Consider the following 15,283-nt stretch of genomic DNA (forward strand, 5'->3'; position numbering starts at 1 on the left):
GCGTGGCACTGTATCACAGGCTTCGAGACAGCGCTAAAGCGCTTCCTCAGCCCGAACGATATTGTGAAATGTAGAAATTTAATTCCTTAGCTTGACGGCTATGGGCTTTACAGCCCAACACTCAAACCCAACCTACTTGCCGATACAGAAGCTTGAAAAAATTTTCCCGAGCAGATCATCTGAGCTGAACTCACCTGTTATTTCACACAGAGCCTGATGAGCCAGCCGCAAATCTTCCGCAAGCAATTCGCCGGCACGATACTCGGATAACTGTTGTTCGCCGTTTTTCAAAAGATCCAAAGCTTTATCAATAGCATGCAAATGCCGGCGGCGGGCAATGAATTTTCCTTCAGCGGGCTGATAACCAACCAGTGCTTTGATTTTTTCTGTTAGCAGGGCGACGCCATTGCCTGTTTTGGCTGACAAATAAATTGAATTCTCGGTAACAGCGGGCTGTATACCCGTCTCATCGATTTTATTAAACACTTTGAGAACGGGTACTTCTGAAGGAATATTATTCTGAATTTCACTGATCAATAATTCGCTGTCGCTTGGTCGCTTGACATCAACTACCATCAAAACACAATCCGCCTGTGCTACTTCTTTCCAGGCACGCCGTATGCCTTCCTGTTCGACAATATCATCGCTTTCACGTAAGCCGGCGGTATCAATAATGTGAACCGGCAAATCATCAATTAAAATATGTTCGCGCATGACATCGCGGGTAGTACCGGCAACATCGGTGACAATCGCCACTTCACGGCCGGCAAGGCAATTAATCAACGTAGACTTGCCAGCATTCGGACGGCCAGCGATCACAATAGACATGCCTTCGCGCATTAACGCACCCTGGCTTGCATTAGCGCGAATATCCAGTAACTCGGCAAGTAACTCCGTGAGTAAGGCAGCTACTTTACCATCGCCAAGGAAATCAATTTCCTCATCTGGAAAATCGATGGCCGCTTCTACATACAGCCGTAAGTGGATAAGCTTTTCGTTAAACTGATTGATTTGGCTGGAAAAATCACCCTGTAATGAACGTACTGCCATCCGAGCCGCCGTCAGCGAGCTGGCATGAATCAAATCAGCAATTGCTTCAGCCTGGGCTAAATCAATTTTATCATTTAAAAAAGCACGTTCGGAAAACTCACCAGGCCTGGCAATCCGGGCGCCGCAAGCAATGCATTCAGTCAATAAATAATCAAGAATAACCGGCGATCCATGGATTTGCAGTTCAACCACATCTTCGCCAGTAAATGAATGGGGCGCTTTAAAATATAAAATAATTCCGTTATCAATCACCTCACCCGCACGATTATAAACAGCATTATAAGTCGCCATACGCACGGCAAGTTTTTCCAGTCTGGTCAGCTCCAGGGCAATAGGGCAGGCTTTTGGTCCTGATAACCGGATAATTCCAACTCCGCCCTGTCCAGGCGGAGTCGAAATCGCTGCGATAGTATCCTGACTATACATATTATTTGGCAGGTATTAATTTCTTGTGTTGTGGTTTTTCTTCGCTGTATTTACGGGTTATGTACCACTGTTGCAGGATAGACAGGGTATTATTTACTATCCAGTACAATACCAGTCCGGCAGGGAAACTCCAGAACAGAGCGGTAAACAGCACCGGTAAAAACATCATAACTTTGGCTTGTACCGGATCTGGAGGCGCAGGATTTAACCGTTGCTGGATAAGCATAGTTCCACCCATAATGATTGGTAAAATATGGTAAGGATCTGCCGCTGCCAAATCTTTTATCCAGAAAATGAACGGTGCCTGCCTTAATTCGACACTTTCAAGAAGAACCCAATATAACGCGATAAATACCGGAATCTGAACCAGGATAGGCAAACAGCCGCCAAGCGGATTAACTTTTTCCTGACGGTATAACTCCATAGTAGCCTGGCTTAATTTAGCTTTGTCATCCCCATGACGCTCACGCAGTGCCTGTAATTTAGGCTGTAGCTTGCGCATTCCAGCCATAGATTTGTAACTGGTGGCAGACAAACGGTAAAAAGCCAGTTTTATCAACATGGTTACTACGACAATAGACCATCCCCAGTTCCCCAGAAATGAATGGATTGCCTTCATCAGTGAAAATAGGGCCGAAGATAAAAACCATAAGAAACCATAGTCAACCGTCATATCAAGACCTGGAGCAATAGCTTTTAAATCGCTTGTAATTTCAGGGCCTGTATATAATTCAGCGCCGATAGTTTTATTTTCACCCGGCGCAATCGTTAACGACTGACTAACTGTTCCAATGGTGTAATCGTCACCGCTATTACGGGTATATAAAATATTTTTGCTTGATTGAGCGGGAACCCAGGCGGTAACAAAATAATGCTGCTGCATAGCTACCCATCCGCCTTGTGCGTCGGCATTCAGGTTGTTTTTGGTCATATCCTTAAAGCTGACTTTCTGATAGCGGTGTTTACCTGGATTGGAATAGGATGCGCCAGTGTATGTGCCCACATGGAACATGCTTGATTTATCCTCTTCCGGCATGCTGCGCAGCAATTGGGTATTGAAATAACCTAGCCAGGCTTTATCACTCTGATTTTCAAGCTGGTAGTTTACTTTAATCAAATAACTGCCAGGCGTGAAAATAAATGTTTTTTGAGCTGCCAGACCGTTATCAGTTTTACCATTGAGTGTAACTACCAACTCTTTCTGCCCCGATTCCAGTTTATATTCCTCCCGGGCAGAGGTAAAATTAAAATCCATGGTTTCAATATTGTTACCTGAACTGGTAAAAATACTGCTGTTTGCTACATAACGCTTGCCGTTTTGGTCATAAAGCAATTGTATTGGCTTTTCAGGTTCGTCTGCACTGACAGGATAAGCAGGTAACAGCATATTGACGATGTCGCCCTGTTTAAGGTCGATTGCCAGATTCATTACATCGGTTTTAACCCGAATCTGCTGTGATTTCTCTGAAGCAGGCGTATCGGATTTCACAATCGTTGCCTGCTGCTCTGAAGAAGCCTGCCCGCCGGACATATCCGGCAATAGTGAGTTACCGTTGGTAACGGGCGCCTGAGTTGAACTTGCAGGCACAGGCTGCGTCGGATAGTCAATCTGCCATTTTGTCCACAGGGTATAGACAATCAAGGCAAATGCGGCATATAAAATTACTCGTCTTGTATCCATTAATGTTTCTCTTTGTTAGGTAATACAGGATCATAGCCTCCATCACACCAGGGATGACAGCGTAATATTCGGCGAAAAATTAAATAGGTTCCTTTCAGGATGCCATAGTATCGAATGGCATCCAGGGCATACTCAGAACAGGTTGGATAAAACCGGCATGATGGTTTAATAACTGGACTGATGAATAACCGGTACAGGACTACCGGTAACATAATCATCTGGCGTAAAAAGTAATTAATTTGTCCCATGCCGTTTCCAGATTTGCCGTGATAGTTTTGGTTTCTACCTTTTTCATTGGGTAACGAGCCAGGAAAACCATATCAATCGGTGGTAAAAGCTGTTTACGAAAGTTCTCTCGTAATAAACGCTTAACTTTATTACGGAGACAGGCTTTCGCTATCTTTTTTTTCGATAGCGCCAAGCCAATTCGGGCGCGTCCGCATGTGTTTGCACAATGCAAAATCACAAAATCCGGTGTTACAGTTTTATTCGCGCCATCAAACACGCGATTGTAATCACTTTTCTTAACTAGTCGCCGTGCCTTGCTAAAACAATACACTTAAGCTGATAAACGTTTACGTCCTTTAGCACGACGGCGTTTTAATACCAAACGGCCGCCACGTGTTGCCATACGCTGACGGAAACCATGATCTCTTTTTCTTTTCAAATTACTGGGTTGGAAAGTGCGTTTCATTTTTAAAAAACCTGTAGAAATAATTTTTAGAGGTTGGCAATGATAGAAAAATTTACATACGCTGTCAAATGTTAGTAACAATTAAAGCGAAAATCCCTTATCTGCATAGTATTTCCAGGCATATACCGGCAGGCGTGATTGTCGCATTTCTTGGCTGGCCTATAATTATTATAAGTTAATATTCTTATATTTTTTTATTATTATATAGTTCAACCTTACTGTTAATAACTATGTATTTTACATTAAATTCAAGTAGTTATGATTTAATAAACTCTGTTGGAAACAGGTGGTTAAGCAATTTTTGTATTGTGATTATCTTTTAAGCCGGTTCTCTTATAGGATCTTATCCTGAATATATTAAGGGAAATACTATTAGCTTATTCACATCTTCTTATATGAGCTATAAAACTCATAACCGTTCGGCCTGAGTAAAATGTGCAGTTTATTTCGAAGACCTGGCACTGTACTAAAGACTTCGAGACAGTGCTAAAGCGCTTCCTCAGTCCGAATGTGTGATGAAAGGTAGAAAGTTAATTTCTTCGCCAGCCTGAACGGTGTTATGAAATTATGAAGTGCAGGTTGGGTCATTATCAGGCGGCGTAATAATTATAATTTAATATGATCATTTTCTTGTTATTATTTATTAGCTTTATAAAATCTGTGAGTAATTTGTTTTTTACAAATAAAAACAATAAGTTACATGATTTTTATTGCTGTTGGTAATGTCTGATTAATCTCATAGTAAAGTCTGGCTAACTAAGCCTGAAATGTGAAAGCCGGTATTTATTACCCTTCTTATCCTGATGTTATCAGTAAGTTATTATTTAAGTTATCCTCAGTTATTTTGAGGTATAATTGAACAATATCTTTATGATGATAAAATCAACCAATTTACTTTTTTCTGTGGATAACTCTATTTTTTTATTCAGATAGCGGTATAATCTCCGGTTCTGTGTAGGCTTATTCTGTAATCCTTTTTTATTATTGTCCTGGAGCAATTGATTTTGCTTGCCTGAATAATGCATTCAATGGCAGTATGGATCTCTGTGGCAGCAGTATTATTGCTGGCATTGTTCTGGAGAGGAGTTATGCGTGTCTGAACTTGTGTCTGAAGATATTTGGAAAAAGTGCCGAGATCTTTTGGCTGTTGAGTATCCTTCTCAATTTAAAATTTGGTTGGGTCCTTTACAGCATGAAATTAAAGACAGTAATTTGGTTCTTCTTGCTCCAAATAGATTTGTTGTTCAGTGGATCAAAGATAACTTTTTTGCCCGGATTAAAGAATTAGTCCTTCAGCATGGAGGAAACCTTATTTCATCAGTAAGCCTTGAAGTGGGCACCAAAGCTGCTCAACCAGTTGTTGTTAATAAAGTCATTGATACCAAAACGGTTAATAAAACTGAAGCGCCCAAGAAAGCAGCTGCTGATTACAAGAGTAGTTTTCTCAATAAGAAAATGGATTTTGGCAGTTTTGTTGAAGGTAATTCTAACCAACTGGCTCGAGCTGCCTCTTTGCAAGTAGCTGAAAAGCCAGGCGACGCATACAATCCTTTATTTATATATGGCGGCGTAGGATTGGGTAAAACCCATTTGATGCATGCCATAGGAAACTCTATTTTAAAGAATAATCCAGAAGCTAAAGTGCTTTATCTGCATTCTGAGCGTTTTGTAGCCGATATGGTTAAAGCCATTCAAACCAATGCTATTAATGAATTCAAACGCTTTTACCGCTCTCTTGATGCGTTATTAATTGACGATATTCAGTTCTTTGCTGGAAAGGATCGATCACAGGAAGAGTTTTTTCATACGTTTAATGCCTTGCTGGAAGGACAAAAACAAATAATTCTCACCAGCGATCGTTACCCTAAAGAAATAGACGGGGTAGAAGAACGTTTAAAATCGCGCTTTGGATGGGGGCTTACTGTTGCCGTTGAACCGCCTGAGCTGGAAACACGAGTAGCTATTTTAATCAGTAAAGCAGAACAATCGAATATTGCCCTGCCGTATGAGGTGGCGTTTTTTATTGCCAAACGTATACGCTCTAATGTCCGCGAATTGGAAGGTGCGCTGCGGCGAGTTATTGCCAATGCTCATTTTACCGGCAAACCGATCACTATTGATTTTGTTCATGAAGCATTAAGAGATCTCTTGGCTTTACAGGATAAATTGGTAACAATTGAAAATATTCAGAAAACCGTGGCTGAGTATTATAAGGTCAAAGTGGCTGATTTATTATCAAAGCGACGTAGCCGATCGATTGCCAGGCCGAGGCAAATGGCGATGGCATTAGCCAAAGAATTGACCAATCATAGTTTGCCGGAAATTGGCGATCACTTTGGCGGACGGGATCATACTACGGTTATTCATGCCTGCCGTAAGGTTAAGGAATTAATCCAGGAAGAAAGTGATTTTGCCGAGGATTATAAAAATTTACTTAGAACATTGTCGTCTTAAATTGGAAATCAGATATGTTTGAGCTAACCATTGATAAAGCCCAGTTGCTTCCCTGTTTGTTAACCGTAGCAGGCGCTGTAGATAAACGTCAATCATTAGCGATCTTATCGAATATTCTGATTGCAATTGAGGGTGAGAAGATTGTTCTGACCGCAACTGATCTTGAAATTGAAATTTCTGCTTTTTTGCCTTGCGGTAGCCATTCTTCAGAAAAAATTACAGTTCCTGCGAAAAAGTTTATTGATATTATTCGCTCTCTGGATGAAGAAGTTACACCTACAATTAAAGTGCAGGACAATACTGCAGTTATTAAAGCAGGGCGAAGCCAATTTAAGTTGGCTACATTGCCAGCGGATCAATTTCCAGTAAGTGAGCAGGAGAGTATTGATATTGAGCATACTGTATCCAAAAATGAATTTATGCATTTGTTACAGTCTACTCATTTTGCCATGTCGCAACAGGATGTTCGAGTTTTTCTGAATGGTTTATTGCTGGAGTTTGAAGGTAATCATATGACTACAGTTGCTACTGATGGTCACAGAATGGCAATTTGTAAGCTGAATTGTGAAAAAAATCTTGGCAGTCATCGTTTTTTATTACCACGCAAGGGTGTTCAGGAAATGCTGCGCTTATTAAGTGCAATAACGGATGAAGAAATCGTTATTGCTGCCGGAAAAGGACATTTTCGGATAACAAGTTCTGGCTATACTTTTGTTTCGCGTTTAATTGAGGCAAGATTCCCTCCCTATGGTAAAGCGATACCTGTTGATAATGACAAGTTTGTTTTAATTGATAAGGATTCATTGAAACGTGCATTGGCGCGGATCATTATTCTTGCTCATGAAAAATCAAAAGCCGTAATGCTGCAGGTTCAGCCTAATAGTTTGACTTTGATTGCCAATAACCTTGAACAGGAAGAAGCAATGGAGTCCATTGAAGCCAGTATAGATGGTAATGAAATTAAAATTGGGATTAATGCCGGTTATTTAATGGATGTATTGAATTTCTTGCCTGATGGACTTGTTAGATTATCAATGTCAACAACCGATAGAAGTATTTTGGTCGAGTCTTTGGCGGATGAAAATTATCAATATATTATTATGCCGATGAAAATATGAAGCTCGATGAGCTAAAGGTTACTAACCTGAGAAATATCACCTCTCTGGCAGTAACGTTACACCCTGCAATTAATTTTATCTCGGGCGTCAATGGAAGCGGTAAAACCTCTTTTTTAGAAGCAATATATCTGTTAAGTAGCGGTCACTCTTTTCGTACCCGGGAAATTTCTCACTTGATAAATCATGGCCAGGATTTTTTAACTATTTATGCTAAAACAACAGATTTACAAAAAATAAGTATCCAAAAAGCGCTTAATTCACCCACCATTGCCCGCATTAATGGAGTTCCTTGTCAATCAAGCAGTGAGCTGGCAGCGTTTTTGCCATGTCAAGTTTTTTATCAGGATATCTTTCAGCTTATTGATGCTGGCCCTGCAATCAGGAGGAACTTGCTTGATTGGGGCATGTTTCACGTGGAACATAATTATTTTTCAGTATGGAAAAACTATAAACGAGTACTTAAGCAAAGAAATGCATTGCTAAAACAAAAAGCCAGGCAATCTTTATTAATCCCCTGGGATAAACAAATGAGCAGTCTGGCTGCAGATCTCGATAGTATGAGAAGGAAATACATTGTCGAATTGAATACCCAATTTGAAGAAATTCTGCAGCAACTAACCTCACTGAAATGTGGATTGGAGTATCAGCGTGGTTGGGGGAAAAAGGACGATTTAAAAAGCCTTGAAGAAATCCTGTTTGAAAATTATGACAAAGACATGCAGCGTCAATATACACAGCATGGCCCTCACCATGCTGATTTATTGGTTTCCAGTAAAGAATTTAAAGCGAAACATTACCTGTCGCGCGGACAGCAGAAAATTATTCTTTTTGCGTTAAAATTTGCGCAAACAAAATTGATTAATAAGCCATGTGTGTATCTTATTGATGATATGACATCAGAGCTTGATCAGGAACACGTGAAGCGCTTGACGAATTATATCAGTACCACCGAAGGGCAGTTTTTTATAACTTTACGCCCGGATGATATTCATATTACCGGGTTGATTGATGGTGATATTAAGGAAATCGTGTTGTCAGAAGGATGTGCCCAACCCAACACTAATTGAACATCACATCTGCTTTGAAATAATCACCTAGGAGCAGGAATTGGAATATCCTGTGTGTTTAACGTACTCTCCCTTGCTGCACCGCCACGAATATTAGGTAAACGTTGATATTCATCTGCATTAGTGAATAAAACACGCTCTTCATATCGGCGCCAGAAAGCAGATGTAGGATTGAGATCGCTGGCAAAACGGTAAATAGCCCGCTTTGTAGTTTCCCCCGCTTCCTCGCCATGCTTCGCGATATCCTGGAACAACTCTTTTCCTTTAATTGCTACTGCACCAATCATCTCGCTGGCTGCCAACACAGAGTAATCAACGGCTTTGCTGGTATGATCGGAAGCAGATTTGCCTGCATCTTTAGTTTTATGAGCAAAAAAGCCTAACGCCTGGCGGGCATGATTTAGGGGATTAGATATATATTCAGCAGCACTCATAGCAGTCCCTTCAAGGGTGCGATAAGAATTTATTAAAATATTTTCTGTGAGATAAACGATTTCGAGGCTTGAATCATAAATTGCCTGTGCTAAAGGGATAAAAATATCCTCAAGCGCTTCAATACAGATATGCCATAGATAAGCTGCCGCACGCATAATCGCCTGATAGCAATCAGTGAACAGATTAAGCAAGGTAAACGAACTGAGAGAAATAGCAGAACGAACAGGATAATAAATTTTTACTAACAATAAACTGAATTGACTGGCTAACCAGTGTAACGCTCGTATGCCATGATGAATGATTATCTGCAGTTTTTCCAAAGAATAATAAGCGGCAATACCTGCTTTACGCTTACAAAAATGAGTAAAATCGATAAATTTATTACTTATTTGTATCATACCTGTATGCAAGTGATAACCGCTATGAAAGGCCAGATTTTTAAGGGCCAGATAACTTTCGCTTAGCGCAGTATGTAGCTTAAGAGCAGGTGGGATGAACAATCTTTCCGCGCATTGTTGCAAGAACGCGGTCAAAGAAGTTATGGCACGCCAACTTTTGATCACAGCAGTTAAAATAAACTCTTTGACATAATGAAAACCAATAGCCAAGGCATAGGCTGATGGATAATAAATAGCCTGAAGCATTTCAAGAGCTTTTTTAAACAAGATGGAAATGTTACGCAGAATTATTTGTTCAATAAATCCTGTAATTACAAAATTGCCCTGGTAAAAAGCAATACTTCCATTACGATGAATAAATCGTGCCAAACGGGTTAAATAATACTCACAATATCTGTAAATGCCGTGCACAACACGATAAGAATAAATTGAGCCTATTGCAAGCATTTCAAGGCTACGATTAAAAAAGTCAGCGCCGAAGCGATAATAAGGCCTTAACCTATCAGTCAGATTGTGAATAAATGCAGTTGTGTGCGTTGTCCACAGATGAGAAAGCTTTATATACCATAAGCTGATAAGCTCAGCGCTTTTATAAGCGGCAGTATGCAAAAGCTGGTAAATGGAAAGTGCAAATGAATTGGAAACACTACTGCAGATTGAAATTGCCAGGAAGGACAGGCTTAAAAATGTAGCTGCTGCCTTAACAAACAGTACAACAATCAGTGAGCTGAGCTTGATAAAGAGATATTTTATGATTATCTCCAGGAGAGCCAACCCATGATATAAAGTCCGTAAGGGATAAGATAGCCAAAAGCTGAGAGTAAGATAAGCAAGCCGTAATTGGGCAGTAAGAAAAAGGAGGGTATGGTGGTACCATTTATTTATTAACAGGTAGCTTGCTTTTATATTTTGCTCCAGCGTTTTTAATCCAGAAAATAATACGCGGCCGACTTTGAGTGCTGCCTGATAACCGTATTCGCCAGCATGCAATATAGCATGGTAATTGTTGCGAACAACTGGAATAGCAATAAGTTGTAATTGTTCATATATTAGTAGTAGTGCGTAAGATATTGCGCGATTGAAATATCTTATGGCATAAGAAAATAAATAGTAACTGTAATAGCCAGCATCAGCAAAAAAACGGATTACAAAACGGCAAAAATCAATAACAAATTCATAGCTTTTAAAAAGAATATTCTGAATCGGCCGTGAAAAAATGCGGGTAGCTCCATGTGCTAAAGCGCCATAAAAGACTGGTAAATAAAAGTTATTATCACGCCAGAAATTATTTCGGGCAGAAACCTGTTCGTCTTCACAGCGACGCTCTTCAGTCAGTCGATGCCAGAATTCACTGCGGTCAGCGCCAATTTGCCTGTCAGCGTTTTCAATGGTCTCTCTTCGGTTCTGCCAAAAATTTTCCCATTGCAGTTTAAACTGTTGCCCGTTGAACGTTTGGGCGCTGTTTCGATCTTGCCAGTAGGCAAGCCAACCCTGACGTCTTGCTTCGTCTTTATACGCGCTAACCTGATAGCGTTGTTCCCATTCATTATTTTGTTCCAGCAAACGAGCAGCATCATTGCCAGCGCGTTCCTGAGCCAAACCAGGCCAGTAGTTTTGCCAATATAACAAATGTTGTTGTTTGAGTTGTTGATAAGTCGTACTTATTGCAATGCTATTTACTGTATAAGAACGCTGAGCTGTTGCAATATTTTGAAGATAAATCGGTTCCCGCAATTGTAAGAACAAATGGGTACTGTTTTGAATGGCAAGATAGTCAGCACTTAACTGGATTTGGATGGAATTAGCAAACAGCGTTAATATGTCTGTTAATGCATTTTCTGCCCCGCTTGCTTCAGCCCTAAGAGCATACCAAACCTGATTATTTCTGATTGTAGACTGTTGCAGAAAAGCACGTTCATTCACAGTATCATTAATCCAGAATTGCTGCCAACCCGCAGAGTGCTGTTCAAGTTGTTCATCGTAGCGTTGTTGTAACTGGCGAGTATTGAACCTGTTTTGTTCGCGGGCGATATCTTGTTGCTGACGAGCAAGTGAAGTATTTATTCGCGAGCGCAAACTTGCCAGGCTGTGTATCCAGTCCTGCTCTTCGTAGCTGATGGCCTGATTGGGCCAGTAATTGCGCCAGGCCTGAGCAATACTATCGTCGATAATAGCATTACTAGTAAAAAAATTACCCCAGAAATCATTTATGAATTGCGCTCTTTGCCTATCCTCTTCGTCATTAGCGTTGTTATAATCAGTCCAATAATTTTCCTGTTCAGCAACACGTTGTTGCCTGTTATTATGATACTCAGTAGTCTGATGCAGAAGAAAAATATCGTGGTTCTGACGTTGGGTCTGTAGCTGCTCAGTATGGGATCGTGCGCGGCTTAACCAATAATTTTGCCAATAGGCTTCTCTTGCCTGGATAAAAGCCTGCTGCGCTTCTGAGCGGGCGTTCCGATCTGTGTTTCTGTCATTTTGCCGTTGTTGCGTTTCAATCGTGTATTGCTCAGCGCGCGCTGTTGATCTTAAACTGCGTTCGTTAGCCGTTTCACGGTCTTGGTGTTGATAATTATCATCCATATTTTGCCAGAAATGCGACCAGACCAGAGCATCAGTATCTCTGTCCTGCGTTGCCATTCGTTCCTGCTCGGGCCAATACCCTGTCCAATAGGAAATGGCTTCGTTAAGCTGATTATTATTATCCTGCCTGAGCTGTTGACGTTGGTTTTGTCTGGCTGTAGTACGCAGTTCGTGATTTGGTACACTATCCCGATATACTTGCCAGAAGTTTTCCCGGTTTTGAATTCTCAGATTATTTGACTGATTACGTTCTTCACTGCGGACTGTTGATAAGTTGGAATGGTGGCTCTCGCGATTCTGATCATTAATTTGCCGGGTTTCAGTTCTGCTTTGCCAATATTCCTGCCAGTATTGTTCTCGTTCCAAATTTTGTCGACGGTATCTTTCAGATCGATTTTGCCAGAATTGGCTACGGTTTTGTCGGCGCAATTGCTGTTTTCTTTTATGGTCAGACTCCCAATTGCGCCACGAAGTCTGATATCTGGTCTGTCTCTGCCGCTGCTTTAGATGGCGTTGGATTTTCTGTTCATCCCAAAATCGTTGGCGTTCATTCCTTGTTGCTTCATTCTCGCTTGCTCTGACATCATGAATTTCCACATCGCGATAGAGCTGCCCATAACGAATTTGATTATTGCCGGGATCTATCGGATCCGGGAGTTGGGATAATTTCTCTCGGATTACTTCAATTGGCTTGACCATAATATACCATGAATAGCATTAAAGTAGCGAAATGCTATCACAATTAAAACATTATGGTCGATTGCTTTTTATTATGATCGAAAAGATTGCACTACTCTAAACCGAGCACAACCATATAAACGATTGACAAAGCATGGTATAATTACCTTTTTTTGCGGCCGTAAGTCGAGCAGAGTGAAAGAGGATCATTTATGAGTGTTAATGCCAGTTATGACTCATCTAACATTAAAGTTTTAAAAGGATTGGATGCAGTTAGAAAAAGACCTGGAATGTATATTGGGGATACAGATGATGGTACTGGCTTGCACCATATGGTTTTTGAGGTAGTTGATAATTCCATCGACGAAGCGCTTGCCGGTTATTGTAAAGAGGTCTTTGTTACCATCCATGCCGATGATTCCATTACGGTAAAAGATGATGGCCGCGGTATCCCTGTTGATATCCATAAAGAAGAAGGCCGATCGGCAGCAGAAGTTATTTTAACGATCTTGCATGCTGGCGGTAAATTTGATGATAACTCCTATAAAGTTTCCGGCGGTTTGCACGGGGTAGGGGTCTCGGTTGTTAATGCCTTGTCAGAGGAACTGCATTTGCTGGTCAGACGGCATGGCAAGGTTCATGAGCAACATTACCGCCATGGTGTACCTGATGCGCCGCTGGCTGTCACGGGCGAAGCGACATCAACCGGAACGCAGGTTTGGTTTAAACCAAGCAGCGAGACTTTTTCCAATATTGAGTTCAATTACGATATTCTGGCAAAAAGATTACGTGAACTGTCCTTTTTGAATTCTGGCGTATGTATCCATTTATATGACGAACGGACACAACGGAAAGATACTTTTAATTATGAAGGTGGAATACAAGCGTTTGTTGAGCACCTTAACCGTAATAAAACGCCAATAATCCCGATTGTATTTTCTTTCAGCGGTGAAAAGGATGGAATTACCGTTGAGTTATCCATGCAGTGGAATGATTCGTTTCAGGAAACAATTTTTTGTTTTACCAATAATATTCCACAACGGGATGGCGGAACTCACCTTGCCGGTTTTAGAGCGGCGCTGACCCGTACACTCAATAATTATATCGAAAATGAAGGATTCGCCAAAAAAGCGAAAATCACAACGACCGGTGATGATGCGCGTGAAGGTTTAACCGCTGTATTGTCCGTTAAAGTGCCTGATCCCAAATTTTCTTCTCAAACAAAAGATAAACTGGTTTCTTCAGAAGTAAAAGCTGCTGTTGAATCACTGGTCGCTGAGAAATTTAATGATTTTCTGCTGGAAAATCCTGCTGCTGCCAAATCGATTGTAGGCAAGATGCTAGATGCTGCCCGCGCCCGGGAAGCGGCACGCAAGGCGCGTGAAATGACACGCCGTAAAGGTGCGCTTGATATTGCCGGTTTACCTGGAAAACTGGCGGATTGCCAGGAAAAAGATCCGGCTTTATCTGAGTTGTATATCGTAGAGGGTGATTCTGCGGGTGGTTCAGCCAAGCAAGGCCGTGATCGTAAGTTTCAGGCGATTTTACCGCTTAAAGGTAAAATCCTTAACGTTGAGAAAGCGCGTTTTGATAAAATGCTTTCCTCGCAGGAGGTTGCAACTCTGATTACAGCCTTAGGCTGCGGCATCGGCCCAGATGAGTATAATCCAGACAAAATCCGTTATCATCGTATTATTATCATGACTGATGCCGACGTTGACGGTTCGCATATTCGTACTTTATTACTGACATTTTTCTACCGTCAGACCCGTGAGCTTATTGAGCGAGGCTATATCTATATTGCTCAGCCTCCGCTTTATAAAGTAAAACGCGGCAAGCAGGAACAGTATGTTAAAGATGATGAAGCGCTGTATGAATACCTGACCCAGAGTGCGCTTGATAATGCAGAACTATTTCCTGCTAAAGATGCACCGTCGATTTCTGCCAAAGCATTGGAGGATTTGGTTTTACATTTCAGACGAGTAGAGAAAATTATCAATCGCCATTCCCGTCGTTATAATGCGGAAGTATTAAAACGAATGGTTTATTTACCTGCATTGCAAAATGTAGATTTTAATAACAGGGAAGTTATTAACAGCTGGTCGGTGAAACTGCATCAGAGTCTGCAGCAACTGGGGCATAAAAACCATCAGTTCCGGGTAGAAGTGCTCCATCATGAAGAAAATGATCATCACTTGCCTCGGGTTTCAATCACTCAACACGGAATGGATAATCATTTTGTGTTGAATGCCGAGTTTTTCTTCTCAAAAGATTATAAGGAAATGATTAGCCTGGGCGCTAAAATTGGTTCTTTAATCGAAGAAGGCGCATATGTTAAGCGTGGCGATAAAGTCTTTGCTATTGAATCATTTGAACAAGGCCTGGACTGGTTAATGGGTGAAGCGAAAAAAGGTCAGACTATCCAACGTTATAAAGGGTTGGGTGAGATGAACCCCGATCAGCTGTGGGAAACAACCATGGATCCTGCTGTACGCCGTATGTTGCAAGTCAGTATTGAAGATGCTGTTGCTGCTGATGAAATTTTTACTACGCTGATGGGGGATCAGGTTGAACCCAGACGTGATTTCATTGAAAGTAATGCGCTGGAAGCTGAGAATATTGACGTCTAATTGTAGGTTGGGTCGTTTGACCCAACAAAAATGGTGAATGACAAAAACGTTGGGTCAAACGACCCA

10 protein-coding genes are annotated in these 15,283 nt (G+C 41.2%); 4 read left to right on the forward strand and 6 right to left on the reverse strand.

Translation table 11 applies throughout. From position 1 onward, the window contains the following. Nucleotides 1-132: 132 nt before the first annotated feature. From mnmE to rpmH, 5 genes are read right to left on the reverse strand one after another with little or no spacing between them, the layout of a single operon-like run. A complete protein-coding gene (gene mnmE, locus ACFORL_RS03905; RefSeq protein ID WP_382341294.1) occupies nt 133-1,476 on the reverse strand; it encodes a tRNA uridine-5-carboxymethylaminomethyl(34) synthesis GTPase MnmE in 1,344 nt (447 codons plus the stop codon). Nucleotide 1,477: 1 nt separating this feature from the next. Then, nucleotides 1,478-3,157 (reverse strand): membrane protein insertase YidC, encoded by a 1,680-nt coding sequence (yidC, locus tag ACFORL_RS03910; protein ID WP_382341296.1) that lies wholly within the window; start codon nt 3,155-3,157, stop codon nt 1,478-1,480. Further along, on the reverse strand, nt 3,157-3,405 hold the full coding sequence (gene yidD / locus ACFORL_RS03915; RefSeq protein WP_382341298.1) for a membrane protein insertion efficiency factor YidD: 249 nt from the start codon (nt 3,403-3,405) through the stop codon (nt 3,157-3,159). The genes yidC and yidD overlap by 1 nt, the downstream gene beginning before the upstream one ends. Beyond that, on the reverse strand, nt 3,372-3,716 hold the full coding sequence (gene rnpA, locus ACFORL_RS03920; RefSeq protein ID WP_382341300.1) for a ribonuclease P protein component: 345 nt from the start codon (nt 3,714-3,716) through the stop codon (nt 3,372-3,374). The genes yidD and rnpA overlap by 34 nt, the downstream gene beginning before the upstream one ends. Further along, entirely contained in the window at nt 3,717-3,851 is a 135-nt protein-coding gene (gene rpmH / locus ACFORL_RS03925; protein ID WP_019215662.1) for a 50S ribosomal protein L34, read from the reverse strand. Between the two features lie 1,104 nt (nt 3,852-4,955). Between rpmH and dnaA the strand changes: the two genes are divergently transcribed. From dnaA to recF, 3 genes are read left to right on the forward strand one after another with little or no spacing between them, the layout of a single operon-like run. Beyond that, nucleotides 4,956-6,305 carry a chromosomal replication initiator protein DnaA gene (gene dnaA / locus ACFORL_RS03930; protein WP_382341639.1) on the forward strand — a complete coding sequence of 450 codons (1,350 nt, stop codon included), beginning with the start codon at nt 4,956-4,958 and terminating at the stop codon, nt 6,303-6,305. Nucleotides 6,306-6,319: 14 nt separating this feature from the next. Continuing rightward, on the forward strand, nt 6,320-7,423 hold the full coding sequence (gene dnaN, locus ACFORL_RS03935) for a DNA polymerase III subunit beta (protein WP_382341302.1): 1,104 nt from the start codon (nt 6,320-6,322) through the stop codon (nt 7,421-7,423). After that, nucleotides 7,420-8,490, forward strand: coding sequence for a DNA replication/repair protein RecF (gene recF, locus ACFORL_RS03940; RefSeq protein ID WP_382341304.1), 1,071 nt, complete (start codon nt 7,420-7,422; stop codon nt 8,488-8,490). The genes dnaN and recF overlap by 4 nt, the downstream gene beginning before the upstream one ends. A 23-nt stretch (nt 8,491-8,513) precedes the next feature. Here the strand turns inward: recF and ACFORL_RS03945 are convergent, their stop codons facing one another. Further along, a complete protein-coding gene (locus ACFORL_RS03945) occupies nt 8,514-12,608 on the reverse strand; it encodes a hypothetical protein (RefSeq protein WP_382341306.1) in 4,095 nt (1,364 codons plus the stop codon). Nucleotides 12,609-12,799: 191 nt separating this feature from the next. On the opposite strand from ACFORL_RS03945, the gene gyrB reads away from it, so the two are divergent. After that, nucleotides 12,800-15,217 carry a DNA topoisomerase (ATP-hydrolyzing) subunit B gene (gene gyrB / locus ACFORL_RS03950; RefSeq protein WP_382341308.1) on the forward strand — a complete coding sequence of 806 codons (2,418 nt, stop codon included), beginning with the start codon at nt 12,800-12,802 and terminating at the stop codon, nt 15,215-15,217. Nucleotides 15,218-15,283: the final 66 nt, after the last annotated feature.

The sequence above is a fragment of the Legionella dresdenensis genome, from assembly GCF_042649825.1.
GTDB lineage: Bacteria > Pseudomonadota > Gammaproteobacteria > Legionellales > Legionellaceae > Legionella_C > Legionella_C dresdenensis.

Bases quoted from the DNA above. Each gene is read 5' to 3' on its own strand.
- mnmE (WP_382341294.1), bottom strand. From the start codon at position 1,476: ATGTATAGTCAGGATACTATCGCAGCGATTTCGACTCCGCCTGGACAG.
- yidC (WP_382341296.1), bottom strand. From the start codon at position 3,157: ATGGATACAAGACGAGTAATTTTATATGCCGCATTTGCCTTGATTGTC.
- yidD (WP_382341298.1), bottom strand. From the start codon at position 3,405: ATGGGACAAATTAATTACTTTTTACGCCAGATGATTATGTTACCGGTA.
- rpmH (WP_019215662.1), bottom strand. From the start codon at position 3,851: ATGAAACGCACTTTCCAACCCAGTAATTTGAAAAGAAAAAGAGATCAT.
- dnaN (WP_382341302.1), top strand. From the start codon at position 6,320: ATGTTTGAGCTAACCATTGATAAAGCCCAGTTGCTTCCCTGTTTGTTA.
- recF (WP_382341304.1), top strand. From the start codon at position 7,420: ATGAAGCTCGATGAGCTAAAGGTTACTAACCTGAGAAATATCACCTCT.
- ACFORL_RS03945 (WP_382341306.1), bottom strand. From the start codon at position 12,608: ATGGTCAAGCCAATTGAAGTAATCCGAGAGAAATTATCCCAACTCCCG.
- gyrB (WP_382341308.1), top strand. From the start codon at position 12,800: ATGAGTGTTAATGCCAGTTATGACTCATCTAACATTAAAGTTTTAAAA.